Source organism: Saccharothrix sp. NRRL B-16348 (assembly GCF_001280085.1).
In the GTDB taxonomy this organism is placed as follows: Bacteria; Actinomycetota; Actinomycetes; order Mycobacteriales; family Pseudonocardiaceae; genus Actinosynnema.
Map to the genome: position 1 here is coordinate 38,341 of NZ_LGED01000223.1, position 25,406 is coordinate 63,746.

A 25,406-nucleotide genomic window follows, 5' to 3' on the forward strand; every position below is an offset into this window, starting at 1 on the left:
TCAGATCCGTGACTGCACAGCGTCGCTCAGCTGCCCGACAGTGGGGTGGTCGAAGATCAATGCCACTTCGAGTTCCGCGTGCAGTTCCTGGTTCAGGATCGCGATCATCCTGATCGCGTCGATCGAGTCGCCGCCGAGCTCGAAGAAGTCGTCCTCGTCGCCGAACCGCGCCGAGCCGGCGAGCACCCGCTTCCAGATGCCGCGCACGAGTTCGGCGACCTCACCGTTCTCCGCGACGGGGTTGTCGGGTAGGGGGCCCACGATTTCGTCGGTCGCGTACTCGTCGGCCAGCGCGTGGAGCGCGGCGGTGATCTCGGCTCGTTGCTCGGGTCGCACCGTGCCGAGCACGTGCGCGAGCGCCGCGTCGAGGTCCTCGCCCCGTGACGGGGTCAGCGCGAGCGTCTCCGCGGGGCTCACGACCGCCCAGCGGTTCAGCGCGAAGCGGCGGCCCTCCGCGGCGCCCCGTTCCGAGCGGCCGATGACGAGCCGGTCCGACCCGTGCGCCACACCGACCCGGCCCGCGAGGCCGACCATGCCTGTGGCCAGCAGCGCGACGGTGGCGTCGAAGGCGGTGTCGACGTCCAGCGCCACCGAGTCGGCGCGCAGTGCGGCCGGTTCCTCCTCGGCGAGGATTCGGGCGGAGGCCCGCACCTTGGCGACGATGAGGTCGAGCGGGCAGTCCCGCCCGTCGAGGCGCACGACCGCGGCGCCGCGGTCGTCGTCGACCGGCTGCGCGAGGCCCCGGACGAGCCCGGCGAGCGTGCGGGCCGCGACCTGGCGCTCAGGCTCCACCGGCGCGGGCATGAACCGCTCCGCGAGGCCGTGGGTCAACCGGGCCAGCAGCTCCTCGCCCCGTTCCCTGGGGAGGAAGCCCTGCGCGGCGTCGATCGACAGCTCGACGTCGCCGTTCGCCCGCTGCGTGAAGGTCACCGCGAGCGGGAAGCGGACCACGTCGGTGGGCACGGAGACCTCGTCGACCCGGTGCCCGTCCAGGGCGAACGATTCGAGGTTGTCCCACGACACCGTCACCGTCGGGGTCTGGACCCGGCGGGTCACGTCGGAGAACACCTGCCGGAAGGTGAGCGAACCGTGCTCGACCCCCGACATGATGGCGGCCTTCACCGACGGACGAGCCGCACCGCCGGTCACCGCACCCATCCAGAACGGCACGAGGACGGCGCCGCTCCCGTGCTCCACCAGCGACGGCCGGGCGGGGAACGCGTAGAGGTGGTGGCGACCCAGCGCGTCGTCGACGGTCTCCGCGACCGCGCGGAGCGCTTCGACGAAGTACGTCGAGCGCTCGGCCCGCGCGTAGGACGCGAGTGCCGTCCGCAGGCCCGACGGCAGCGGAGCCGACACCCGGTACCCGCGCCGGTCCAGGGTGCGCGCGTCGAACCCGGCGTCGAACACCTCGTCGGGGAGGGTGCGGACCCACTGGCGCCAGTACGCGCGATCCCGCTCCGCGGTCGCCTCGTCCAGCTCCGCCGCGGACGGGACCGGCCGCACGTCCACCGCGTGTCCCGCGTAACGGGCGGCGACGGATTCGAGGAGCTCGGCGAACCTCATCCCGTCCAGGACGACGTGCGACGCGCGCAGGTTCAGGAAAACCCCGTCGCCGGAGCGCCGGCAGGTCAGCCGGACACCGAAGCGCTCGACCGGGTCGAGGGGATCGGCGACCGAGGCCTCCCGCACGGTGGACTCGAACGCCGCCGCCGATTCCGCGACCCCGTCGAGCAGGCGCCAGCTGCGCCGGTGCGCTTCGCCGAACGGCTCGACCCACCCGGCCCCGCCGTCGGGGTCGATGCGGAGCCGGTAGGCGGGCTGGGCTTCGATGACGTCGAGGTACGCATCGCGCAGCCGGTCGAGGTCGACCTCGGGGGAGACGTGGAACGTGCGCGCGATGACGTACGCCTCGCGTGTCTCCGCGCTGATCTGGCACGCGGCCCAGATCTCGCGGGCGGCGCGGCTGATGGTGACCGGGAACGCCGTGTCACCGACGGCGTTCCGCGTGGGCTGCCGGTCCACGGGTGCGGCCGCGGGAACGCTCACCGGGTTCGCCTGCCGGGTGCGGAGCCGGCCGAGCGCGCGCACGGTGTCGGTCCACGCTTCGCCGTGCGGCAGGTAGTCGACGAGGCACGCGATCTCCGTGACACCGAGCAGGCCGAGCCTGGCCGTCAGGGCGGGCCACTCCGCCTCGGCGCCCACGAGCGAGAGCCCGTCGCGCAGGCGGTCCGCCGCGGTCCGCATGCGCGACTTCCACACGTCCTCGGGCACCGCGTCGGGGTCGTCGTGGGTGCTTCGGAACGTGGAGAACATGTAGCGCTCCAGCGCCTCCATGTTCCGCTTCTCCGCATCGCCGTCGGTCGACAGCCCCGCGTGGACCAGCACGACCACGTCGCCGCCGTCCGGGTCGAGTCCGCCGTCGGCGCGTCCCCGCCGGTACCGCTCGAGGTTGCCCGCCAGCTGGGCGAAGTCCTGCTGGATCAGGTTGGTGAGCACACCGCGGCCCGCACGGCCCGCCTCGTAGAACGACTCGGGCGAGCCCACGCACGCCTGCCACAGGCGGAGGTCGCTCAGCGGACGGGGGTGCAGCCGCACCTCCGCGCGCTCACCGGAGCGCCCTTCGACCGCGACGGCCTCTCCGCGCCACAGGCGCTCCAGTTGATCAACCCGCGTCTTGAACACCTCACGGCGCTCGGCGTGGGGCGCGTCGGACAGGACGAAGTCGCGCCGCATCCAGCCGGACGCCACCCCGAGCCCGACCCGCCCTCCCGAGGCGACGTCGACCATCGCCCAGGCCTCCGCCACGGAGACCGCCGAGTGCAGCGGCAGCACGGTGCTGCCCGCCCGGATGCCCAGCCGCGACGTGCGCATCGCGACCATCGCCCCGAGCACGGCGGGGTTCGGCGAGAACCCGGCGAAGTCGTCGAAGTGGCGTTCCGGCAGCCAGACGTTCTCCAGACCTTCGGCCTCGGCGAGCGCGACGAGGTCGAGCAGGCGGGAGTAGATGTCGCTGTCGCCATCGGTCGCGAAGCCGAACAGGGCCAGGCTCACCGAAGGGGCCTGCCCGGCGACCTCTGGGGGCTCGGCGGCGGCCGTGAGCCGCTTCGCGGCAGCGTGTGCGGCGTCGATGACGGCGCGGCGGATGTCCGGCGTGTGGGCCGGGGAGAGGAAGCAGTTGCCGGTCTCCGGGACGAGCACGCCTTCGGCGATCATCGCGCGGCGGAAGTCGTGGAACGCCTTGCCGCCGTAGGCGAAGCTGGTCGACCCGGACGGCACGAAGCGGAAGAACGACCCGACCCCGAGGACCCGCACCCCGATCCCGGAATCCGCCAGGACACGTGCGATCTCGCCACGCAGCTCATCGCCCGCCGCGTTGAGATCGGCGAGCACACCTTCGCCTACTTCGGACAGGCGACCGAGGACGGCGCGCGCCGCGGCAACCGAGAGAGGGTGCTTCGCGTAGGTCCCACCGGTGAACGACACCCTGTCGGGATCGGCGCGCAGCGCCTCGGTCCACGGACCGCCGTCGATCAGGTCCATGATCTCGGCGCGTCCGGCCACCGCGGCGAGGGGCAGACCGGCGGCGAGCGTCTTGCCGTACGTGGCGAGGTCCGCCTGGACGCCGTAGATCTCCTGGAAACCTCGCACGTGGAAGCGGAACCCGGTGAGCACCTCGTCGAACACGAGCAGCGCGCCCGCCTTGTCCGTGAGGTCGCGGGCCAACCGCGCCAGCGGGCCGAGGTCCAGGTCCGGGGACTGGTTCAGCCGCGGCTCCATCACCACGGCCGCGACGTCCCCACCGTGCGCGGCCATGAAGTCGGCGAGGTGCCGCTCGCTCGCGGGGAGGATGCGCACGTCGTCCGCCGCACCCGCGGAGACGCCGGGGAACGACGGGGTGGCCAGGTGCTCGCGCCGCTTCGCGGGACGCGGGCTGAAGAGCGTGGAGTCGGAGTGCCCGTGGTAGGCGTTCTGCAGCAGGACGACGAGTGAACGCCCGGTGTGCGCGCGGGCGAGGCGCATGGCGGTGAAGACCGCCTCGGTCCCGGTGACGCAGAAGTTCACCCGGTCCATCCGGGTCAGCTCGCAGAGCAGCCGCGCCACCTCCGCGGTCTGCTCGACCTCGGCCCCGATGTGCATACCCCGGTCGAGCTGCCGCTGGACGGCGTCGCGAACGAAGTCGGGGTTGTGGCCGAACAAGTGGGCGCCGTAGCCCATCGTGAGGTCGATGAGTCCGCGGCCGTCGACGTCCCACACGTGGGCGCCGTCGGACCGGGTGATCCAGATCGGGTAGGAGGCGGCGCGCTCGTCGTGCTCGCGCTGGGCGATCTTCCGGTTGTTGCACAGGACGTCCTGCGTGCGCTCGCTGAGCGCGCGGGAAGCGGCTGTGGCCGCCTCGTACGTCTGGCTCGCGCTCCGCCGGGGATTCGGCTCGGCGGGAGGCGCCACCGTGTCGGCGGCGAACGTCGGACCGGGCGGGGAGGGCTTCCTCTCCGTAGCCACTCCGTTCCGCTGTCCGGATTCGCCGATCCACCGCGCGATCGCGCGGACGGTGACGATGTCCTCCAGGAGTTGTTGGACCGAGATGTCGACGTCGAAGCGGGATTTGACGTCCCGCGACAGCTCGACGAGCACGAGGGAGTCGGCCCCCAGGTCCAGCAGTGGCACCGAGCGGGTGATCGAGCCGGGGTCGAATTCGAGCAGGCGCTCCGCGAGTTCGGCCACCGCGTCCTCGACGGGGACGGGGCGGAGCTCGACCGGCGCGTCGTCCGGTTCGGGCTGCGGCGGTTCCGCGTCCTGGTGCTCGACGATCCACCGGGTGATGGCGCGGACGGTGACGATGTCCTCCAGGAGTTGTTGGACCGAGATGTCGACGTCGAAGCGGGACTTGACGTCCCGCGACAATTCGACGAGCACCAACGAATCGGCTCCCATGTCCAACAATGGCACCGACCGGCTCGCTGACCCCGGGTCCATTTCGAGCAATTGCTCGACAAGGCCCGCCACCGCATCCTCGACCAGCAAGCGAACTCCTTCAGTCAACCCGATTCGCCGGCATGCTAGCACCGGTTTCCGCAAGTGCGGTTGTGGTCTGCTCGGGATTCCGAACGGAGTGCTGTGCGTCGTGGGTGAAGTGTGCTAACGCCCAACCGCGTGCTGCTGTCGTGCGGGCGCCGACCCGGACGGGGTATTGCATTGCGGCAGAATTAGTCCGAAGGGTGCTAGACGTGATCGCCGTTCGTGTCTCCGATATCGGGGCGGGCGCAGATGTTCGGCGTCCGATCCGGGGTCTGATCGGGCGTATCGGTACTTCGTCGAGCACAAATCCCTGTGGCTACGGAGCATCGGTGTGGCCCAGGTCACTGCCCGCGGTGTGGTGGATCATGCAGGCCACGACTGTGCCGGGAAGGTCGCCGTTCGGCGACGGCGACTAGCGGGGGCGGGTGATGATCGCGTGGGCATTTGTCCCGGAAAGGCCGAAAGCGCTGATTCCCACGCTGTCGATCGAATCCGGTCCGGCGAAATCGCCGATCGTCGGGAGGATGTTGTACTCGGCCCACGGGATGGTCTCGCTGGGCTGGCCCGATGCGTTCGTGCGAGGCGGGCGCCCGCGTTGCAGCGTTTCCATGGCGATGACCAGGGAAAGCAGGCCGGAGGCCGCCTCCAGGTGCCCGAAACGGGGTTTGTTCGAGCCGACGAAAAGCGGGGTGGTGCGTTCGGCGGTGTGGTACGCCGCGGCGAGCGCGCCGATTTCGATCGGGTCTCCGAGCGGGGTTCCCGTGCCGTGCGCCTCGACGTAATCGACATCGGCGGACGCCAAGCCGCTCATGCGGAGGGCGCGCTCGACGACATCGCGCTGGGCGTCCAGGCTGGGCACGGTCAGACCCGCGGTACGGCCGTCGTGGTTCACCGCGCAGTGCACCTGCCCGAGCGAGCGCGCCCCGGCCTTCTCCGGTGCCAAGACCACGACCACGACGCCCTCACCGACGGTGAAGCCGTCCGCCTTCGCGTCGAACGCGCGGCAGCGGCCGGTCGGGGAGAGCGCCCCGGTCGCCTCTCTGACCATCATCCCGAAGCTGCTGCGGACGAGGTGGGTGGCGACGACGAGCGCGAGGTCCACCTCCCCGGTGGCCAGCGCGGTGATCCCGTGCCGAAGGGCGACCAGGCCGGACGAGCAGGTCGTGTCGACCTGCCAGCTGGGTCCGCGGAGGTCGTAGGTGTAGGAGATCCGCCCTGCGGCCGCCCCGCGGCTGTTGCCGATGCCGAGGTAGGACCGGTTGCTGTCGGCGACCTCGTCGGGGTCGATCGTGAGCACGGAATCGGACTCGCTCATCCCGACGAACACGCCGGTCTGGCTGCCCGCGAGGTCCTGCGGCCGGATGCCCGCGTCCTCAAGCGCGCGCTCCACGCAGTCCAGGACCAACAGGTGCTGGGGGTCCATGACCCGCGCCTGACGCGGCGAGATGCGGAACCGGATGAAGTCGGTCCGCAGCTCGGCGTCGTCGAACACCGCGGGCCCGTCGCCGTCGCCGTCGAAGTGCGCTGCGGCGATGTCTGCCCGGCTCCGCACGCCCCCGGGGAGGAACAGCGAAGCTCCGACGACATGTGCGTTCAATGCTCGTCCCCTCCGCCACGTCGGCCGCCTGCGATCCAGTCGGCCTCGGCGGCGTGCTCAACTGTCGCCGCGCGTCACCGGTGTGGTGGGGTCGGCCCGATCCGACCGCGCGAGCCTACCGATGTCGACCTTGCCGCTCAACGTCAGTGGGACGCTCTCGAGCACGGTGAAGGAACGCGGGATTGCCGCTACTGGCAGCGCCGCCCTGAGGAACCGGCGCAGCGACTTCGTGTCCGGCGGTTCGGTCGGATCGGTGGGCACGACATGGGCGTGGAGCCCTTCGCTCGCGTCGTAGCTGACGACCGCGGTGCGCACCTGCGGGTGCCGCCGCAGCGCGGCCTCCACCTCGCCGAGTTCGATCCGTTGCCCGTGCAGCTTGAGCTGGCGGTCTTCGCGCCCGAGGAACTCGATGTCACCGGAGGGGAGCCGCCGAACCCGGTCGCCGGTCCGGTACGCGACCGCGCTGTCCCCGGCAGGACGGCAGTGGGCGGGCAGCGGCACGAATCGCGAGCGGGTCGAGTCCGGGGCGCCGATGTACCCGAGCGCGACGCACTGTCCCCAGACGAGCAGCTCACCCGGCTCGCCCTCGGGCACCGCGCCGAGATCCTCGTCGACTACCTCCACCGAAACCCCGCCGATCGGCGTGCCGAGGGGCACCGTGGCGCTCGAGCGGTGTTCCGCCCGGTCCGGGTCGACGGGATAGGTCAGCACCCCGATCGTGGTCTCGGACGGACCGTAGTGGTTGAGCACCTCGCAGGTGCCGTTCGCCAGAACCTGGTCGACGAGGTCCCACGTCAGGGCTTCCCCGCCGAAGATCATGAGCTTGCGGGGGAGCACGTCGCGGGCGCCGGCGCCCAGATGCACGGAGATGTGCGACGGCGTCGACTTGAGCACGTCCACCGCGTGTGAGCGCATGTAGCGGCCCAGCGCGAGGGGGTCCATCATCGTGGGCTTGTCCACGAGGTGCACGGCATCACCCGACACCAGCGCCGGGAAGACCGCGGTGTGCCCGAGGTCGGTCGCGAAGCTCGTCACGCTGGCGAAGGAGAGCTGTTCGCCCGTCGACCTGAAGTGCTCCAACGATTCCGCCACCCGCGCCGCGTAGTTGTCGAGCGCCCGGTGGGGAACCGCCACCGCTTTGGGTGTTCCCGTCGACCCCGACGTGAAGACGACGTAGGCGGCGTCGTCGCGGTCTGGCGACGCCATCGCAGGTGCCGGGGCCTCCACACCGCGGAGCCGCACGGTCGGCACTCCGTCGACGGTGTCCGCCTCCGAGCCGTCCACGAGCCACGTCGCGAGACAAGCCCGGATCTGTCCGCGCCGCCGGTCGGGAGGCTCATCGACATCGATGATCGCGAACGGCGCTCCTACCCACATCGCCGCGAGCGCGGCGACGACCTGACTCGTCCCGCGTGGCAGCGCGATCGCCAGGACATCCCCGTCGAGCACTCCACGGCGCCGCAGCTCACCCGCGGTGGTCGCGACGCGCCGGACAAGCGCGTCGTACGTGAGCACCCCATCCCCAGCGACGAGAGCGGTCGCGCGAGGACGCAGTCGCGCGTGCTCCTCCAACATCCGGGCTAACCAGCTCATTGCGATGAACCTACCGCTTCGCCTGCGGAGGGAGAAAGATGCGATCACTGCGGTGAGCGCGCTGTGGCGGTGGTGGACTCATCGCGGTCGGGCAGACGCTGGTCCACCGCACCAGTGCGGCCTGTGCCTTGCGACAACGGCGAAGTCGAATGCTTTCCGTGCGCCACGCGAGCGCTGTCCAGCGACCACAGGCCTGGGGGCAGCGACGGGCAGTACGCGGCGGCGGAGCAGCCTGGTGAGTGAGCCGAACGAGAACCGATCTGCGGGCTCGTAGCGGACCGGACTACGAGCTGTCGCGAGTACCGCCAGGGAACGTGCTCGGGAACGCCGTCAGGCCGCCATCTACAGGACCGGGATCTGCGGAGACGGTGAACTCGCGGTTGGCCGAAGGCCCTGGACCGTTGTCCCACGGCTTGTGGACGGTGCGGCCTGGGCCGTTCGGACCCGGTGCGGCAGCGGCTGGTGAGGACGATGCTCGGCTCGACCCGGCAAGCCGGCGACGGTCCGGTTCCACCGGGCTAGCGGTTGTCGCCGGCGTGGGCGAAGCGCTCGTCGAGCACTCGTTCGAGGAGCGGGGACATGGTGCTCATGTAGGTGGCGCTGACATGGCTGTCGTCGAGGTAGACGTAGATGTTGCCGATGACCGGCGGGCAGAGGTCTCCGGGGCAGAAGTAGTCGCTGAAGTCCAGGAACTCCACGTTGGACGGCAGGTCCGGGATGCGTGCGTACGGTGGTTCGGGGCTGAGCAGGTCGGCGCGGGCAGCGCTGCACCGGGGCGCCTCGGCGCCGTGGGTGTTCGCGCACTCCGAAGGTTTGAAGGGGTGGCGCGGGTTGTCGCGCACGGCCGCGACGGCGATCGCGGCGTCCTCCAGTTTCCGCCACTGGGCGACGAATCCCGATGGTGTCTGCTCGGTGAGCCCGCGTCGGACGTCACGCGTGCCGTTGGCCAGCACGAGGTCGGGTCGCAGGGACAGGATCTTGTCGACGGCGTCGGCGTTCCACTTGAGGCAGTTGGCGTCACCGGGCATCGCGTTGGACTCGGTGGAGAACGGGCAGGCGCCCTTGTTCATCGCGATGACCTCCCAGTTGCGGCGCCGGGCGACCTGGTCGAGAGCGGCGAGGTACTGCTGCATGTGGGAGTCGCCGACGACGACGATCCGCTTGTCGGGTTCGTCGGTGACGGGGCTGCGGCAGTACGTCAGCTCCTTGTTGTAGGTGGCCGTGGTGCAGGTGCTGCCTTCGATGCCCGCGAAGTCCTTCGGCAGGGCGACCAGCGGCGGGGCGACCGAGGGGTGTTCCGCACCCCAGTACTCGAAACCCGGTTCGAGGGCCATGGCGCCGGGGTGGTCGGGGTCGTCGACGATGGCGGCGTGCAGGGACGCCTTGCGCTCGGCGACCACCTGCCAGCAGCCGGCCACCACCAGGACGGGAACCACCGCAGCCGCGGCGAAGCGGTAGGCGCCCCAGCCGGTCGCCACGCCGATCGGCGATCGGCGGACCGGCTTCTCCACGAGGTGGTGGGTCACCACGGACAACGCCAGCGACAAGCCGATGACGGCCGCACCGCCGCGAGGACCGGGTTCGGTCTGGTCGCGGACGACGAGGTAGAAGACCAGGGCAGGCCAGTGCCACAGGTAGAGGGTGTAGCTGAGGTCGCCGAGGTAGCGGGCGGGCCGGGTGGCGAGGAGCCGGTCGGCGCCGAACGCGCTCCCGCTGCCGCCCGCGGCGATGACCGCGGCGGCGCACAGCGTCGGCCACAGCGCGGCGTAGCCGGGAAAGACGCTGCCGACGCGGAGGACTAGACCGCAGGCGACGAGCCCCGCCAGGCCGACCCAGCCCAACGCCAGCCGCACGAGTGCGGTGGGGGTGAACGCGTTGAGGCCCAGGGCGAGCAACCCGCCGAGCGCGAACTCCCACGCCCTGGTGAGCGAGTGGAAGTAGGCCAGCGGCTGGTCGGTGGAGGTGAGCGCCACCGACCAGGCGAGCGAGGCGGCGAACACGACCGACAGGCAGACCGCCACGGCGCGGTGCGCTACGTGCCCACCGCGGCGGGCCACCGCGACGACCAGCGCGATCAGGAGTGGCCAGACCAGGTAGAGCTGGCCTTGGATGGACAGCGACCAGTAGTGCTGGACGACGCTGGCCTCGTTGTGCTGCTCGAAGTAGTCCGCCGAGTCCGCGACCAGCTGCCAGTTCTCCAGGTACAGCGCGGCGGCGACGACCTCGCGGATGGTCTGGAACCACTGGTTCTCCGGCAGCAGCACGAAGCCCGTGACCAGGACGGCGGTGAGGACGGTCAGCGCCGCGGGGAACAGCCTCGTGATCATCCGTCCCCACAGCGGCCGGAACGCGATTCCGCCGCCCGCCGCCGCGCGCAGCAGCTGTCCGGTCACCAGGAAGCCGGAGATCAGGAAGAACACGTCCACGCCACCCGACACGCGGCCGAGCCAGACGTGGTAAACGACGACCAGGACCGACGCGACGCCGCGCAGGCCCTGCAGTTCGGGGCGAAAACGGCCGGCCGCGGGCGTAGACGCGTGGTTGCGGGCGCGGGCCGCGGTGGGGACGGGCACGGGACGGCTCCAGGAGATGGTCGGTCACGACGCCGACCAGGCTTCCCGGCACACCAGCCGCCCACGTGGAACGCGGTCCGGCGGTCCCAACGCTACCGAGTGGGGCGTGCCGCGGCCAAACCGGCAGCGAGCAGGCGGTGACCGGCTGCCCGCCGCCTGGTTGGGCCGGGTCTCGGGCCGGACGGTACGAGCCACGGTGGCCGGATGAGGAGCGTGGCGGCGTGCGTTGGGCGGTACGATCGTGGTCGGTGTGCCGGGAAGCCTGGTCGGCGTGGGTTCGTCGCCGTCTTGGACCGGGAGCCGCTCATGATCGGGCACATCGTCGACGCGGGCGCTGCGGCGGTGGCCGGCGCGGAGTCGATCGCCGGTGACGGCACCGAGACCGGTGTGCTCCGGAGTGCCGGGTGCGCACGCCGTGCTGATCCGCGCCGCGTCCGACGGCGACGCGTTGCAGGTCACCTGGATGGGCACGCCTGCTCAACCCGGTGGCCTCGATCGTGGTCACGGTGCACGACCACCTCCGGGCGAGTGCGGCGATGGACCTGGGTGCAGACCGCGTCGTGCGCCGCGATCCGGTCGCGTCGAGACTGGTCGGTCTCCGGGTGCCCGTCATCCGCAGGGGGCGTCGCCGCCTGCTCGCCTCGGTGGTGGGCCTCGTCGTCGCCGAGCGTTCCGCGCTGCCCGCCGAAGTGGGCCGTGCGCCGGCGGCTTGTGGGTCGCCGTGGTGCGTGACGGCGCGCGTCACTGGTGCGAACACCCGCGGTGGCCGAGTTGCGGGAGCGCGACCGGCCGCCGGTGCTCGGCGCCGTCCGGGACCGGAGAGGTCGACCTGTGAGGAAGGAATCGATCATGGCGGACAGGGCGGCGGGAACGGCGGTCGGGCCCATGGTGATCGCGGCCGTGGAACAGCACCGCTCACCGGGGCAACGTCTCCTCGACGACCCGTTGGCGTTCTCGGTGCTGCCGCCGTTGTCGAGGTGGGTGGCGCGGCTGGCCCGACGACCGGGCGTCCGCGCGGCGCTGATCAAGGCGTCTGAGCGTGCCGCGCCCGGTGTCTGGGGTGGTATCGCCTGCCGAAAGCGCTACATCGACGACGAGTTCGCCCAGGCGTTGGAGGACGGCATCGGGTCCGTGGTGGTCCTGGGTGCGGGTCTGGACACCCGCGCTCACCGGTTGGGCGTTCCCGCGGGTGCGGCCGTGTTCGAGGTGGACCTGCCGGTCAACGTCGAGCACAAGCGCAGGCGCTTGCCCGCCGCCGACGGGGTGACCCTGGTGCCGATCGACTTCGACACCGAGGACCTCCGCGCGGTCCTGACCGCACACGGCCACCACTCCGGCGACCGGTGTCTGGTCGTGTGGGAAGGGGTGACCCAGTACCTCACCGAGGACGGCGTGCGCAGGACCTTCGACTTCCTCGCGGACCAGGCGCCCGGCAGCCGACTGGTGTTCACCTACGTCGTGAAGGACTTCCTGGACGGCGACGAGATGTACGGCTCCGAGGCGCTGCACCGGCGGTTCGTGGCCGGGCGGCCGCTGTGGCGGTTCGGGCTGCACCCGCACGAGGTGGGTGCGTTCCTGACCGAGCGCGGCTGGCGCGAGGTGGAGCAGATGGGTCCGGCGGAGTTCGACGCGCGTTACGTGCGGGGCACCGGACGGGCCGTGCCGATCTCACCGTTGGAGCGCACCGTGCTGGCCGAGAAGCGCTGAGCGGGACCGCGCCGTGGTGTCCGGACGACCTGGCCCGACCGACCACTCCGCAGACGACGTGGGCGGTGCCGGACCAGCTGCGGGAGTCGATCGCACGGCACGCACAAGAAGGGGGCCTCCATGCCCGCGAACGGAACGAAAGCGTTGGCGGAGGTCGCCGAACGAGCCGGCCGCGACGCGCACGGCGTGCCGGTCGACCTCCTCGACGGGTACCTGGAGGGCTTGGACGAGGTCAGCACGACGCGGCGCCGGTTGGGACCCGACCAACTCCGGGTGCGGCGCGAGGCCGGTGCCCGCGCGGCCGAGCAGGGCGTGCCCCTGCACGAGGTGATCGACCTGCACCTGAGCGCCACCTGGCTGGCGTGGCCGTTGTTGTCGGGGGTGCGGGAGGTGACCGACGCCGACGCCGTCCGCGCCGCGGGCGAGGCGGTGTTCAAGGCCGCCGACGCGGCGGTCATGGCCGTGGCGGGAGGCTATGAGAAAGCGCAGCGGTGGTCGGTGCGCCAGGAGGAGTCGTTCCGTCGGGAGTTCGTCGACGACCTGCTCGACGGGCGCAACCTGGGCCGGTTGGCCGAACGGGCGGAACGGTTCGGCCTGCGCTTGGCGGGCAACAACGTGGTCGCGGCCGTGCGGGCCTCGCAGCCGGTGGTCGACGGCGGCGAGGTCGCCAGGGCGGTGGAGATGTCGCTGCACCTGCGGTCGGACTCCCGTGACGTGCTCATCACCACCAAGAACGACCTGCTCGTCTGCGTCACGCCCCAGGCGATGGGTGGACTCCTCGACGAGTTCGTGCGCCAGGTGACCTCAGCGCTGGGCTCCGACCAGGCGTGGTCGGTCGGTGTCGGTCGCGCCCAATCGGGACCGGGTGGTGTGGTGCGCTCCTTCGAGCAGGCCAAGTACGCGTTGGACATCGCCGGGCGCCTGGCGCTGCCCGGACGCGTGCACCGGGCCGGGGACCTGTTGGTCTACCAGGTGCTGCTGCGCGACAGCGCCGCGCTGGCCGACCTGGTGTCGGTCGTGTTGGAGCCCCTGCGCGGTGTGCGCGGCGGCGTCGAACCACTGCTGGACACGCTGTCCGCCTACTTCGCCCACGGGCAGGTGGCCACCGCGTGCGCTCGCGAACTGCGCGTGGGCGTCCGGACGGTGACCTACCGACTCCAGCGCGTCAAGGAGTTGACGGGTTACTCGGTGGAGGACCCGTCACAAGCGCTCTCGCTGCACGTCGCGGTCCTCGGCGCCAGACTCCTGGGACTACCTCCGTCCACCGACCAGACCTCGTAGCGCCGTTCGTTGCCGATGTCCGGCAATGAGTGGCGCGTCCTGACCGCCGGGTTCCCACATTGTCCCGGCTCCTGCGGGCAGGAGAACATTGAGGCAGGTCACGGGCTTGAAGACGCGGGCATCGGCGGCCGGGGACGGAGCACTCCATGGACGCTTGGCTGGTCTGGTTGTTGCTCGGGTTGTTGCTGGGAGCGGTCGAGGTTTTCACCGTCACCGCCGCGCTGGGCATCCTCGGCGGCGCCGCGCTGCTCACCGCCGGGGCCGCCGGTGTCGGGTTGCCGCTGCCGGCGCAGTTCGTGGTGTTCGCCGTCGTCTCGGTCCTGGGTCTGCTGCTGGTCCGCCCGCTGGCCCGTGGCCACCTGCTTAAGCCGCAGTCCGCGCGGTTCGGAGTGGACGCGCTGGTCGGGGAGTCCGGTTACGTGCTGCGCGAGGTGACGCGGCACGACGGCCGGGTGCGGATCGCGGGGGAGGAGTGGACGGCGCGCCCGTTCGACGACAGCCTCGCGATCCCGGAAGGAACCACCGTGGAGGTCCTGCGGATCAGCGGCAGCACCGCGTTCGTCTACCCGGGGAGTGGCTCGTGGAAGCTTCACTGATCGTCACCGTGGTCATCGCGCTGCTGGTGATCCTGGTCGTGTCGAGCGCGGTGCGGATCGTGCCCCAGGCACGGGCCCGCAACGTGGAGCGGCTGGGCCGGTTCCAGCGCACCCTGCAACCGGGCCTGAACGTGGTGATCCCGTTCATCGACCGGGTGCACCCGGCGATCGACCTGCGCGAGCAGGTGGTGTCGTTCCAGCCGCAGCCGGTCATCACCGAGGACAACCTCGTGGTGGAGATCGACACGGTGCTCTACTTCCAGGTCACCGACCCGCGGGCGGCGTTCTACGAGATCGCCAGCTACCTCCAGGCGGTCGAGCAGTTGACCGTCACCACGCTGCGCAACGTCGTCGGCTCCATGGACCTGGAACGCACGTTGACCTCCCGCGACACGATCAACAGCCAACTGCGGGGCGTGCTCGACGACGCCACCGGCAAGTGGGGTCTGCGGGTCAACCGGGTGGAGATCAAGGCCATCGACCCGCCGCGCACCATCAAGGACGCGATGGAGAAGCAGATGCGCGCGGAACGGGACAAGCGCGCCGCGATCCTGACCGCGGAAGGCCAGCGGCAGTCGCAGATCCTCACCGCCGAGGGCGACAAGCAGGCCGCCGTGCTGCGGGCCGAGGGTCAGCGGGCCGCGGAGATCCTCAAGGCCGAGGGCCAATCCCGGGCCATCGACCAGGTGTTCCAGGCCGTGCACCGCAACGACCCGGACCCGAAGCTGCTGGCCTACCAGTACTTGCAGATGCTGCCGCAGTTGGCGCAGGGACCGGGCAACACGTTCTGGGTCATCCCCAGCGAGGTGACCTCGGCGCTGCAGGGCGTCTCCCGCGCCTTCACCGAGGCACTGCCGAAGATCGCGGCCACCGAGCCGGCCGCCACCACCGACGACGCGGCTGCCCGGGCCGCTGAGGACGCGAACCGGGCCGCGGAGGCCGCGGCGGAGGCGGCTGCGGACGCCGAGACCACCGGCCGGGTCACCGCGCCCGCCTGACCTGTCCCCGACCACGGGGCGGTCCCTCGGGGGACCGATCGCCGCACCGGAGCACTGCCGACCAAGGCGTGCTCCGGTGTGCTCGTGCGACGCCCGGAAACGGCGCGGCACCGGACCGAGGAGGGGGACGTTGATCGACGCCACGATCCGGAACGTGTGTCGGTTGCGGTGGACGGCGGTGCTCGTGCGTGGCCGGGACGACCTGATCCGGCCCGCCCGGTACACCGTGCCGGACGCGGTGGCGACGCTCGCGGTGCGGCGCCTGCGCCGTCGCGGCCGCGTGATGTTGTCGTCGGGTCTGCTGCTGTTCGTGGGGTTCGTCGTGGGCGCCACCCTCTTGGTGGACAGGGCCGATGAGCTGCTCGCGACGGGGCGGACCGCGTCGGGCGTCGTGGTCGGCACGGAACCGGGCCGGCGCGGCGCGGCCGGTTCGATCCAGGTGCGGTTCACCGTCGAGGGAGAGGTGCGGACCCGCTGGATGAACCTCGACGACACCAGCCCGGAGTTGGGCGTGGGTGACCCGATCACCGTGTTCTACGACCGGCGGGACCCGGAGCGCATCGCCGCGCCGGGCGTGGCCAACGACCCCTATCTGCCGTCCATGCTGACGATCGCCGCCTTCGTGGTGTCAGTGGTGCTGCTGCCTCCCGGGCTGATCGGGTCGGTCAGGTGGGGGCGCCGCGCACGTGCCCTGCGTCGCCACGGCTGGCGTCGAGGTGTTGTCGAGGCCCGCGGCAAGCGGCTGCACCACATCGAGTTCCCCGCGGATCCGTCGGAGCGCGCCGTGACCGTGGTGACCACCCGCCCGGTCAACTACGCGATCCCGCCGGAGTTCCGCACCGGTGAGGTCCTCGTCGGCGGTCGTGGCCGTCACCTGACGGTGGTGTTCACCCGCGGTCCCGTCCTCGCGGCCGCCCGGGAAGCCGGGACCCACCTACGGGACTCGCGATGAGAGAATCTGGGGAGCACTTCATGAACGACCCTCGCCCGCTCGCCGTCGTCATCACGGGAGCTGGTTCCGGTATCGGGTTGCGTGCCGCCCGGCAGTTGGCCGAGCGCGGTCACCGGGTGTTCGCCCTGTGCCGTGACCGGAGGCGGGGTGAGGACGCGCTGGCCCGGATCAACGCGAGCGCGCGGGAACCGGCGCGGCTGGTGCTCGCCGACCTGGCGGAGCTGGACGGCTTGGACGCCGTGGCGGCCTCGGTGGTGCGGCACGTCGACCACCTCGACGTGGTGATCCACAACGCGGCGAACTTCGACCAGACGCTCCGCGAACCCCGCTACACCGCGGCGGGCCACGAGTTGATCTGGGTGACCAACCACCTGGGGCCCTTCCGGCTGACGGCCGCGCTCAGCGGGCTGCTGCGGGCCGCACCCCGTCCGAAGGTGGTCACCGTGGCCAGCAAGGGCCTGGTCACCATGCCCCGCATCAGGATCCGCTTCGACCACCTCGACGGCACCGGCTGGTACAGCCCCACCAGGGCCTACTACCACTCGAAGCTGGCGCAGGTCATGTTCAGCCTCGAACTGGCGTCGAGGACCGCGGGCCGTGTCGACGTGACCTGCGTGCGGGTGCCCGCGGTGCGATTGGACGCCGACCGGTTGGCCGGGATGCCGCGGCTCCTGCGCGTGCTGTACGCGCCCAAGAACCGGCTGGCCGCCTCGCCGGAGGACTTGGCCGCCACGTACGTGCGCGTCACCGAGGACGGGGAAGGTCGGGCGGACGGGGCTGTTCGCGGCGTCTACGTCGACGAGCGCGGACGGCCGGTGAACGTGCCCGCGTTCGCCCGCGACCCGGCGGCCCGTGAACGTCTGTGGGCGGTCACCCAGGCCGCCGCCGGCAACCCGTCGTGGGCGTGGTGAGGGCCGCGGTGGCGGCTGCGCCGATCACGCGCAGCCGCAGGTCGACCGGTCGCCGTTGTGCTATCCACTAACAGGCGTTAGTCAATGACGTTTCGCTGGTGGACGTCCGGGATGCCGTCGTGGTCTTCGTCGCGGTTCTCCTCCTCGTGGATGCGCCGGTAGACGCGATTGCGTACGCGCAGGATGACCGTGGCGACGAGGGCGGACAACAGCGAGCCGAGCAAAATGCCGATCTTGGCGTCGTCGTAGGGCCGGCTGCCCTCGCCGAAGGCCAGTTCGCCCACCAGCAGCGACACGGTGAACCCGATGCCGCCCAGCACCGCCAGGCCCACCACGTCCACCCAGGACAGGTCGTCGTCCAGTTCGGCGCGGGTGAACCGCGACACCAGCCAGGTGGCGGCGGTGATGCCCACCAGCTTGCCCAGCAGCAGACCTGCCACGATGCCGAGGGTCACCGTGTCGGCCAGCGACGAGGTCAGGCCGTCCATCCCGCCGATGGCCACGCCCGAGGCGAAGAACGCGAACACCGGCACGGCAACCCCGGTCGACAACGGCCGGAACCGGTGCTCGAAGTGCTCGGCCAGCCCCGGCCCCTCGCCGGGCGCGCGGCGGATGACCGGCACGGCGAAGCCCAGCAGCACCCCGGCCACGGTCGCGTGCACCCCGGAGGCGTGCATGAACCCCCAGGTGGCCACGGCCAGCGGCAGCAACAGCCACCACGAGCGCACCCGCCGCTGCACCAGCACGGTGAACAGCGCCAGCGGCACGGCCGTGAGCAGCAGCGGCGTCACGGCCAGATCGTCGGTGTAGAACACGGCGATGATCACGATCGCGATCAGGTCGTCCACCACCGCCAGGGTGAGCAGGAACGTCCGCAGCGCCGACGGCAGGCAACGGCCGATCACCGCCAGCACGGCCAGGGCGAAGGCGATGTCGGTCGCGGTCGGAATCGCCCACCCGGACGCCGCGCCAGGGGTGCCCAGGTTGACCAGCACGTAGATCAGAGCGGGTACCGCCACCCCGCCGAACGCGGCGGCCACCGGCACCGCGGCCCGGCGCGGGTCGCGCAGGTCCCCGGCCACGAACTCGCGCTTGAGCTCCAGCCCGGCGACGAAGAAGAAGATCGCCAGCAGCCCGTCGGAGGCCCAGTGCCCGACGCTGAGTTCCAGGTGCAGCGAGGCGATGCCGAACTCGAAGTCGCGCAACGCTTTGTAGGTCGGCGCCCACGGCGAGTTGGCCCAGACCAAGCCCGACAGCGCGGCGGCCAGCATGATCACCCCGCCGACGGTCTCCAAGCGGAGGATGTCAGCGATCCGCTTGGCCTCGGGCCAGGAACCCCGGTTGAACAGAGTGGTGGCACGGCGTTGCACGGGCGGCTCCCAGCGGTCGGCGGAACACGTCGCCGACCAGGCTTCCCGGCACACCACGCCCGCACGCGGGCAACGCCCCGACCGTACCCGGTGGTGGGTGTCGGAACGCGAACCCGATGATCACATCGTCATGAACGTCCGGTGCCCTCGGTCACCGTGCGTGGTCATCCCCAGGGGCGCGGTCGCTCGATCGGTGGGGCAGCAGGAGCAGGAGGAACCCCGGTCACAACCCGCGCCTGCCCTGCTCGTCGGGGCGACCGGTGGGCAGGTTGTCCGGTGGCTCGAAGCTCAGCGCCTTGGCCACCGGCACGTCGATCGAGGAGTGCAGCACGATCGACAGCGCGATGGTGATCGCGACCAGGTCGAATACGTGCTCGCCGGAGGGTATGCCCGCCTGGACGGCCAGCAGCACGTAGACCACGGAGGCGAAGCCCTTCGGCCCGAACCAGGCCGCGGCGGTCCGCTCCCGGTGCGGCAGCGGCGTGCGCAGCAACGACAGCAGCATGGCCGCGGGCCGGACCAGCACGATCGCGATGACCGCCACGGCCCAGTCGCCTGCGGTCAGGTGCGAGATGCGCTCCGGCGTGATCAGGGCGCCGAACACCAGCAGGCCGGCGAACTTGGTGACCTCCGACAGCAGGTCGCCGAAGTGCTCGAAGTTCTCCGCCGTCACCCGGTCCAGGGTGGCGAGGGCGGAGCCCGCGGCGAACGCGGCCAGGTAGGGGTTGGCGTGGGTCAGGTGGCAGGTCGCGTAGACGATCACGCCGATGGCCAGCGGCCCCAGCGCCTGCAACCTCGGCTCGGCGGTGAGCACCCGCAACCGCCACGCCAGCGTGATCGCACCCGCCACGACCACACCGACCACCAGGCCCAGGACCAGTTCGAGCGCGATGGTGCCCAGGTGCGGCTCGTTCAGGGTGGCGGTGGCCAGGAAGATCAGCACGAACGGCAGCGCCAGACCGTCGTTGAGGCCGGACTCGACGTTGAGCAGGCGGCGCAGCCGCAGCGGCACGTCCGTGCGCCCGACGATCGCCGAGGCGAACACCGGGTCGGTGGGGGACAGGATCGCGCCGACCAGCAGCGCGGTGGTCCAGTCCAGCCCGGCCAGGAAGTGGGCGGGCACCGCGATGCCGATCATGGTCAGCGGCATCGCCAGGCCCAGCGCCCGTCCCGACAGCCTCCACCCCTCGCGCAGCGCGGGCAGACCGGCGCGCTGACCGTCGGTGAACAGCACGGTGAACAGGGCCAGGTCCGCCAGCCCGGTGACGAAGACGCCGTCGGACGGGATGTCGACCAGACCGAACCCGCCCTGCCCGATCAGGGCTCCGGCCACCAGGAACAACAGGGCCGTGGACAGCACGGTCCGTGCGGCAAGACCGGAGAGCGACACGCTGATCAGCAGTACGAGCCCGAAAGCGAGCACCAGTGCCATGGAACGTCCCGTCGTCGACGAACAACCCCACCGCGACGCGGCGGGGCGTGCCGACCAGACTTCCCGGCGCTCCGCGCGACAAGATGCCGCAAACCGGGCAGAAGCGCAAACCGGACGGTCGGTGTATCGGCCTCGGTGTCCGCATCGACACGGTGTCTGGCGCTGTCACCGGTCGGTGGCGGCGCGGTGTGCGGTGAAGTCTGGTCGGCTTCGCGACCCGACCGGCCCAGAATTGATCTTGAGGTTCTCGGCGGCGCCGCCGGTGTCCGGTCGCCGTTCGTGCCTGCGGATGTCCGCCCCGATTTGCAGGGGTTGCTCGCGGTCGTGCTGGTGGCTTGTGCGCAGGAGTCCTTCGAGCCGGTAGGTCCGGAATCCGCGGCGTCGGGCCGACAAGGCAGGGGGAACTTGACGTGGACTGAACGATCGTTCAATACTCTGAACATGCGTTCAGCCTCCGATTTGACCACTCGGGCCCGCATCCGTGATGCGGCCCTGGCGAGGTTCGGTGCCGATGGCGTCGCCGGGACGTCCGTGCGTGCGGTGGCTGCCGACGCCGGGGTGTCTCCCGCGTTGGTGCTGCACCACTTCGGGTCGAAGGAGGGGTTGCGGCAGGCGTGTGACGAGCACGTGCTCGACGCGATCCGGTCCGGTGGTGAGGTCGATGCCAGTGCGCTGGGGCATGTCCTGCGGGCGGCTACGCCGGTGCGGCGGTATCTGGGGCGTGCCTTGCTGGACGGGACCGAGGGCGCGTCCGTGCTGTTCACCGAGATCGTCGACCGCACCGAGGAGTGGCTGGCCGTGGGCGAGGCGGAGGGGTGGGTGCGTCCGACATCGGACGCACGGGCACGGGCGGTGACCTACGTGTCGTGGCTGTTGGCGCCCTTGGTGCTCGGTGACCAGGTCGGGCGGCTGCTCGGCGGGGATCCGGCGGAGACCGCGACAGCGGTGCGGGGTGCGCGGGCCGGGTTGGAGATGCTGACCGGCGGCCTGTTCACCGACGACCGCTGGCTGACCGCGTTCACCGCGGTCGACGAGCGGGAGTCGTCGCGGTGAGGGCGCTGTTGGTCACCCACGGCACGCGTGGCGATGTGCAGCCGTTCCTGGCGCTCGCGGTGGCGTTGCGCGAACGCGGCCACGAGGCGCTGCTGGCAGCGCCGGAGTCGTTCGCGCCGGCCGCGTCGGAGCACGGGGTGCGGTTCGCGCCGCTGGACGAGGGGCCGAACCGGTTGATGGACGACCCGGTGGTCCGGGAGGCGGTCGACGGTGGTTACCGGGGTGTGCGGGGCAAGATCACCGCCGTGCGCACGGCCCGGCGGATCAAGCCCTTGATGGGTGCTGTCCTGCACGATGTCGGCGAGGTGGCTCGGGCCTCGCTGGCGGACGTGGTGGTGCACTCGCCGTCCCTGCCCGCCCAGCACGCGGCGGAGATGCTCGGTGTGCCCGCGGCGCTGGTCGCGTTGCAGCCGGGCTGGGTGCCCACGAGCGCGTTTCCCTGTCCGATGGTGCCGTTGCCCCGGCTGCCGAGGTTCCTCAACCGCGCCACCTACCTCACCGTGTCCGCGACCCTGCGGGCCTTCTCCGGCATTGCCACCACGTGGCGCACGACCGAGCTCGGATTGCCGCGCCGCCGGGGAAGTCATGACGTGCTGCACGACGCCGCCGGCCACGACCGGCTGGTGTTGCAGGCGTTCAGCCGGCACGTCACACAGGTCGATCCCGGCTGGCCGGAGTCGGTGCGCACCACCGGCTTCTGGTATCTGCCCACGGCGCCGGAATGGTCCCCACCGGACCGGCTGAGGCGTTTCCTCGACGACGGCCCCGCACCCGTCTACATCGGATTCGGCAGCATGACGGGCCGGGATTCACGCCGCACTACGACGATCGTCACCGACGCCGTGCGACGGGCCGGTGTCCGTGCCGTGCTGGCCACCGGCTGGGGCGGCATCGCCCCCGACACCGAAGCCGACGGCGTTCTGGTGATCGACCAAGCGCCGCACGACTGGCTGTTCCCGCGGATGAGCGCGGTGGTGCACCACGGAGGCGGCGGCACCACGGGCGCCGCGCTGGCGGCGGGCCGCCCGCAGGTCGTGTGCCCGTTCGTCGCCGACCAACCGCACTGGGCTAACCGCATGCACGCCGCTGGAGTCGCTCCATCTCCGGTTCGGCAGCAGCAGCTCAACGCCGACCTGCTCGCCGCGGCACTGACGGCGGCCACCGATGACATCGGGATGCGCGACCGGGCCGAACGGCTTGGACAGCAGATCCGCGCGGAGAACGGCGTCACCACGGCGATCGACGCCCTCGAACGCATCACCTGACACCGGGAGACCATCACGATGGACGTAAAGAACGCGGTCGCGCGGGCGTTTCGCATGGACGACGAGGCGTGGCGGCGGCACGCGAACCCGTGGAGCGTGTGGACCCGCTTCGCGGCGATCCCGCTGATGCTGGCCGCGATCTGGAGCCGCACCTGGATCGGCTGGTGGTGCCTGCTGCCGATCGCGGCGGTGATCATCTGGCTGTTCGTCAACCCGACGGCGTTCCGGCCCGTTGAGCCGCGCAGTTGGGCGGCACGTGGCATCTACGGCGAGCGGGCGTGGGTGCAGGACAAGTCGCTGGTACCGCCGGATCACCGTGCCGTGCTGCGAATCCTGGTCGTGCTCGGGCTCACCGGCTTCGCTCTCGTGGTGTGGGGACTGGTCCGGCTCGACGTGTGGCCGACAGCGTTCGGCGCGGCGCTGGTGATCGTGGCGCAGCTGTGGCGCATCGACCGGTTCGGCTGGTTGTGGGAACGTGCCGAGCAGCGACGAACCGACCACTAATTAGCTCACACCTCCCTGGGCGCGTACGGCGGACACGCGAACCGGTCCCCGATGGCTGGCGGACCGACGTGCGTTCCGTTCGCGCAGCGCGGTGAGGCACGGGCTGGTCAACCGGGTGCAGCGTGCGGCCGCGGCGTCGGCGAGCTGGACTCACTGTTCGCGGGTGTACGCCGACAGCCAGCCACCTCGCCACCGACAGCGCGGCCTGGAACACCTCGACTCGCGAGCTGCTGGGATGACTCCCGACCCACCCCGGGCTCATCCACGACCTTGAAAGGACCACTACTCCCACGCTACGACCCCTTCGGCCGTTACACCTTCGTAAGGCCGGTGACACTCGTGCCGCTGAGCGCGGAATCCGTAATTTCATGACGGTCTGTGAGGAACAGGTCGTCCTGAGGAGGTCGGGAACGTGGTGCGACGATTAACGCGGCGGCTGGCGGGCGGTGCCGGTGTGGTGGTGCTCCTCTCGGTGGGAGCGCCGGCCGGGGCGCAGACCCGGGACATCGCGGGGCTGCCGTCGTGGGAGGTCGTGGCCGCCCCCGCGGTGGGCGAGTTCACCAACCGGCTGGCCGGCGTGTACGCCGCGTCGCCCGACGCGGCGTGGGCGGTCGGATCGGCACTGGGTCGTGCGGCGGGAGGCGGTCAGGAGCACCGCACACTGCTGCAACGCTGGGACGGGCGGTCCTGGAGCCAGGTCACGCCACCGGCGCTGCCCGGCGGACGGGTCGCGCAGCTCGGCGCCGTCGACGGGACCGGCCCGGACGACGTGTGGGCGGTCGGCGTCGCGACGGCCCCGAACGCGAACACGGTGACCGGACAGCGGACCGTGGCGCTGCATTGGAACGGGCGGGACTGGACCGCGGTGCCGAGCCCGAATCGCGGCTTCCCCGACGACAACAACCGTCTGCTCGGCGTGGCTGCAGTCGCGTCCGACGACGTCTGGGCCGTGGGCGAACTCGACGGCAGCCTGTCCGGTGGCGGGCGGGCGTCGATCCTGCTGCACTTCGACGGCACCGGCTGGCGGGCGGTCGACCACCCGTGCGGCGCCGGGCTGCGGGCGGTGTCGGCGTCCTCGGCCGACGACGTCTGGGCGGTCGGCGCGAACACCGCGTGCCACTTCGACGGCTCGTCGTGGAGGCCGGCCCGGCCGGCGGCACCGGTGGCGGGCAGGCGCCTCGACCTCGCCGGCGTCGCCGTGCTCGGGCCCACCGAGGCGTGGGCCGTCGGCCGCACCGTGTACGGCTGCGGCGAGCGCGTGTGCACCTTCGGCGAGGTCCAGCGCTGGAACGGCGCCGGGTGGACCACCTTCGCCACCCCCGGCGTCGACGTGCGGGGCGTCCACGCCGTCGCACCGGACGACGTCTGGGCGATCTCGCTGAACGATGGCCTGCTGCACTTCGACGGCACCGGGTGGGCCCGCGTGCCCGCGCCGCGCGGTGTGCTGGAGGACATCACGGCCGGCGGGCCCGACGACCTGTGGGCCGTGGGTGCCACCAGCGGCGGCAGTCCTTCGGTGGCGCAGATCCAGCACGCCGCCTCGGCCGGCACCGCGACCGTCGTCGGTGGCACCAACCACGCCGGGGCTGTCATCTCGTGGACCGGACCGTCCAGCGGCTCGGTCCCGGTGCGCAACAGCTTCGGCCACTACGAGATCGTCGCGCTTCCGGTGGGGACCTACGACTTCATCGTGACCGCCGCCGGCTGCGCGCCGCAGGTCAGGGCCGTCACCGTCACCGCGGGTCGGATCATCCGGCAGGACTTCACGCTGTCCTGCTGACCAGTCCGCGCCCACCGTGCCGTGCTGACACGGAACGAACTGCCGGTACGTAGTGTGCCGCCGTCGTGTTCTCCCGTGAACGGCGTGGGTGCGTGCTTGAGAACGTTGAGGAGATCGTCTTCGACGATGAGTCGTCGGTCGGTGTCGGTCTCCAGCCGGGCGCGGACCGCCTTGCTGCGGTGCACCGGGTGCCGGTCGGCGATCAAGCGGACCTTCCAGTGGGGTGGGCGATGCGATCGAGGAAGGCGGGTGGACACCGGTGCGGTGAAGCGGTCGGTGGACACGGTGAACCAAGCGTCCCGCGGGAGGCGATCGCGGACATGACGTTGACCCGAAGTCGCCTCCCTGTCACCCGCACCACCGGGATCCTGCCCTTCGACGCCAAGGAACGACCGGGTTGGGCGGCGTCGGAGCGCAGTCCGCAATAGTCGACCCACACGATCGCCGCGCCCTCGGCCTTTGCCCGGGCCTCGATCGCCGGGTACTGCTCGTCGAGCCGCGCATGCACCGCGGCGGGCCGCTGTTCATAAGCCGGATTCCCTGGCCCTCGTCGGCGCCGCCCGACGCGGTGCCGACGAGGGCGGAGAACGGTCCGATGAAGCATGGCTGGGACGCGATGTAGGCGACTCCGTAGCGAAATCCAACCCGGCTGCCGGTTCGGCAAGGCTGGACCGGTTGAGGCTGATAGCCGACGTGGTCAGAACTCCGCTGCTGTCCGCGTGCCGCTTGCGCGGTTCAGCGGCCCTTGCCACTCGTGGCCGTCGAGACGCACGTG

At 71.3% G+C, this 25,406-nt stretch carries 16 protein-coding genes; 10 read left to right on the top strand and 6 right to left on the bottom strand.

Translation table 11 applies throughout. The annotated features are described in order from the left end of the window. From ADK67_RS32715 to ADK67_RS32730, 4 genes are all read right to left on the bottom strand, one after another. Complete coding sequence (locus ADK67_RS32715) at window positions 1-5,067, bottom strand: MupA/Atu3671 family FMN-dependent luciferase-like monooxygenase (protein ID WP_331459354.1); 5,067 nt, start codon at window positions 5,065-5,067, stop codon at window positions 1-3. A gap of 364 nt (window positions 5,068-5,431) precedes the next feature. Beyond that, window positions 5,432-6,511, bottom strand: coding sequence for a beta-ketoacyl [acyl carrier protein] synthase domain-containing protein (locus ADK67_RS32720; RefSeq protein WP_157621025.1), 1,080 nt, complete (start codon window positions 6,509-6,511; stop codon window positions 5,432-5,434). Between the two features lie 162 nt (window positions 6,512-6,673). Further along, window positions 6,674-8,209: an amino acid adenylation domain-containing protein gene (locus tag ADK67_RS32725; RefSeq protein WP_082404179.1), complete on the bottom strand. Its 1,536-nt coding sequence runs from the start codon at window positions 8,207-8,209 to the stop codon at window positions 6,674-6,676. A gap of 518 nt (window positions 8,210-8,727) precedes the next feature. Next, window positions 8,728-10,782: an acyltransferase family protein gene (locus ADK67_RS32730; RefSeq protein WP_053720423.1), complete on the bottom strand. Its 2,055-nt coding sequence runs from the start codon at window positions 10,780-10,782 to the stop codon at window positions 8,728-8,730. Window positions 10,783-11,631: 849 nt separating this feature from the next. On the opposite strand from ADK67_RS32730, the gene ADK67_RS32735 reads away from it, so the two are divergent. The 6 genes from ADK67_RS32735 to ADK67_RS32760 all read left to right on the top strand — a co-directional run bounded on the left by ADK67_RS32735 (window position 11,632) and on the right by ADK67_RS32760 (window position 17,227). Further along, window positions 11,632-12,489, top strand: coding sequence for a class I SAM-dependent methyltransferase (locus tag ADK67_RS32735; RefSeq protein WP_053720445.1), 858 nt, complete (start codon window positions 11,632-11,634; stop codon window positions 12,487-12,489). Window positions 12,490-12,609: 120 nt separating this feature from the next. After that, entirely contained in the window at window positions 12,610-13,770 is a 1,161-nt protein-coding gene (locus ADK67_RS32740; RefSeq protein ID WP_053720424.1) for a PucR family transcriptional regulator, read from the top strand. Between the two features lie 146 nt (window positions 13,771-13,916). Continuing rightward, on the top strand, window positions 13,917-14,366 hold the full coding sequence (locus tag ADK67_RS32745; RefSeq protein ID WP_053720425.1) for an NfeD family protein: 450 nt from the start codon (window positions 13,917-13,919) through the stop codon (window positions 14,364-14,366). After that, a complete protein-coding gene (locus ADK67_RS32750) occupies window positions 14,351-15,364 on the top strand; it encodes an SPFH domain-containing protein (RefSeq protein ID WP_053720426.1) in 1,014 nt (337 codons plus the stop codon). Before ADK67_RS32745 ends, ADK67_RS32750 begins: the two co-directional genes overlap by 16 nt. A gap of 130 nt (window positions 15,365-15,494) precedes the next feature. Continuing rightward, a complete protein-coding gene (locus ADK67_RS32755) occupies window positions 15,495-16,316 on the top strand; it encodes a DUF3592 domain-containing protein (protein ID WP_053720427.1) in 822 nt (273 codons plus the stop codon). Between the two features lie 20 nt (window positions 16,317-16,336). Then, window positions 16,337-17,227, top strand: a complete 891-nt coding sequence (locus ADK67_RS32760) for an SDR family NAD(P)-dependent oxidoreductase (RefSeq protein ID WP_053720428.1) — start codon at window positions 16,337-16,339, stop codon at window positions 17,225-17,227. A 77-nt stretch (window positions 17,228-17,304) separates the two neighbouring features. On the opposite strand, the gene nhaA is transcribed toward ADK67_RS32760, so the two are convergent. Together nhaA and ADK67_RS32770 are read right to left on the bottom strand one after the other, a co-directional pair. Next, complete coding sequence (gene nhaA / locus ADK67_RS32765) at window positions 17,305-18,597, bottom strand: Na+/H+ antiporter NhaA (protein ID WP_053720429.1); 1,293 nt, start codon at window positions 18,595-18,597, stop codon at window positions 17,305-17,307. Between the two features lie 223 nt (window positions 18,598-18,820). Further along, window positions 18,821-20,029 carry a cation:proton antiporter gene (locus tag ADK67_RS32770; RefSeq protein ID WP_053720430.1) on the bottom strand — a complete coding sequence of 403 codons (1,209 nt, stop codon included), beginning with the start codon at window positions 20,027-20,029 and terminating at the stop codon, window positions 18,821-18,823. Window positions 20,030-20,470: 441 nt separating this feature from the next. Here ADK67_RS32770 and ADK67_RS32775 point away from each other — a divergent pair, with 441 nt between their 5' ends. The 4 genes from ADK67_RS32775 (at window position 20,471) to ADK67_RS32790 (ending at window position 24,631) form a co-directional block, all read left to right on the top strand. Further along, window positions 20,471-21,082: a TetR/AcrR family transcriptional regulator gene (locus ADK67_RS32775; RefSeq protein ID WP_053720431.1), complete on the top strand. Its 612-nt coding sequence runs from the start codon at window positions 20,471-20,473 to the stop codon at window positions 21,080-21,082. After that, window positions 21,079-22,347: a glycosyltransferase gene (locus ADK67_RS32780; RefSeq protein ID WP_082404180.1), complete on the top strand. Its 1,269-nt coding sequence runs from the start codon at window positions 21,079-21,081 to the stop codon at window positions 22,345-22,347. Before ADK67_RS32775 ends, ADK67_RS32780 begins: the two co-directional genes overlap by 4 nt. 18 nt (window positions 22,348-22,365) lie before the next feature. After that, complete coding sequence (locus ADK67_RS32785; protein ID WP_053720432.1) at window positions 22,366-22,851, top strand: DUF6653 family protein; 486 nt, start codon at window positions 22,366-22,368, stop codon at window positions 22,849-22,851. A gap of 415 nt (window positions 22,852-23,266) precedes the next feature. Beyond that, entirely contained in the window at window positions 23,267-24,631 is a 1,365-nt protein-coding gene (locus ADK67_RS32790; protein ID WP_157621027.1) for a carboxypeptidase-like regulatory domain-containing protein, read from the top strand. The last annotated feature ends 775 nt before the right edge of the window (window positions 24,632-25,406 follow it).

Excerpts from the sequence above, each read along its gene's own strand:
- ADK67_RS32775 (WP_053720431.1), top strand. The coding sequence starts at position 20,471 with ATGCGTTCAGCCTCCGATTTGACCACTCGGGCCCGCATCCGTGATGCG.
- ADK67_RS32785 (WP_053720432.1), top strand. The coding sequence starts at position 22,366 with ATGGACGTAAAGAACGCGGTCGCGCGGGCGTTTCGCATGGACGACGAG.
- ADK67_RS32740 (WP_053720424.1), top strand. The coding sequence starts at position 12,610 with ATGCCCGCGAACGGAACGAAAGCGTTGGCGGAGGTCGCCGAACGAGCC.
- ADK67_RS32745 (WP_053720425.1), top strand. The coding sequence starts at position 13,917 with ATGGACGCTTGGCTGGTCTGGTTGTTGCTCGGGTTGTTGCTGGGAGCG.
- ADK67_RS32725 (WP_082404179.1), bottom strand. The coding sequence starts at position 8,209 with ATGAGCTGGTTAGCCCGGATGTTGGAGGAGCACGCGCGACTGCGTCCT.
- ADK67_RS32770 (WP_053720430.1), bottom strand. The coding sequence starts at position 20,029 with ATGGCACTGGTGCTCGCTTTCGGGCTCGTACTGCTGATCAGCGTGTCG.
- ADK67_RS32760 (WP_053720428.1), top strand. The coding sequence starts at position 16,337 with ATGAACGACCCTCGCCCGCTCGCCGTCGTCATCACGGGAGCTGGTTCC.
- ADK67_RS32735 (WP_053720445.1), top strand. The coding sequence starts at position 11,632 with ATGGCGGACAGGGCGGCGGGAACGGCGGTCGGGCCCATGGTGATCGCG.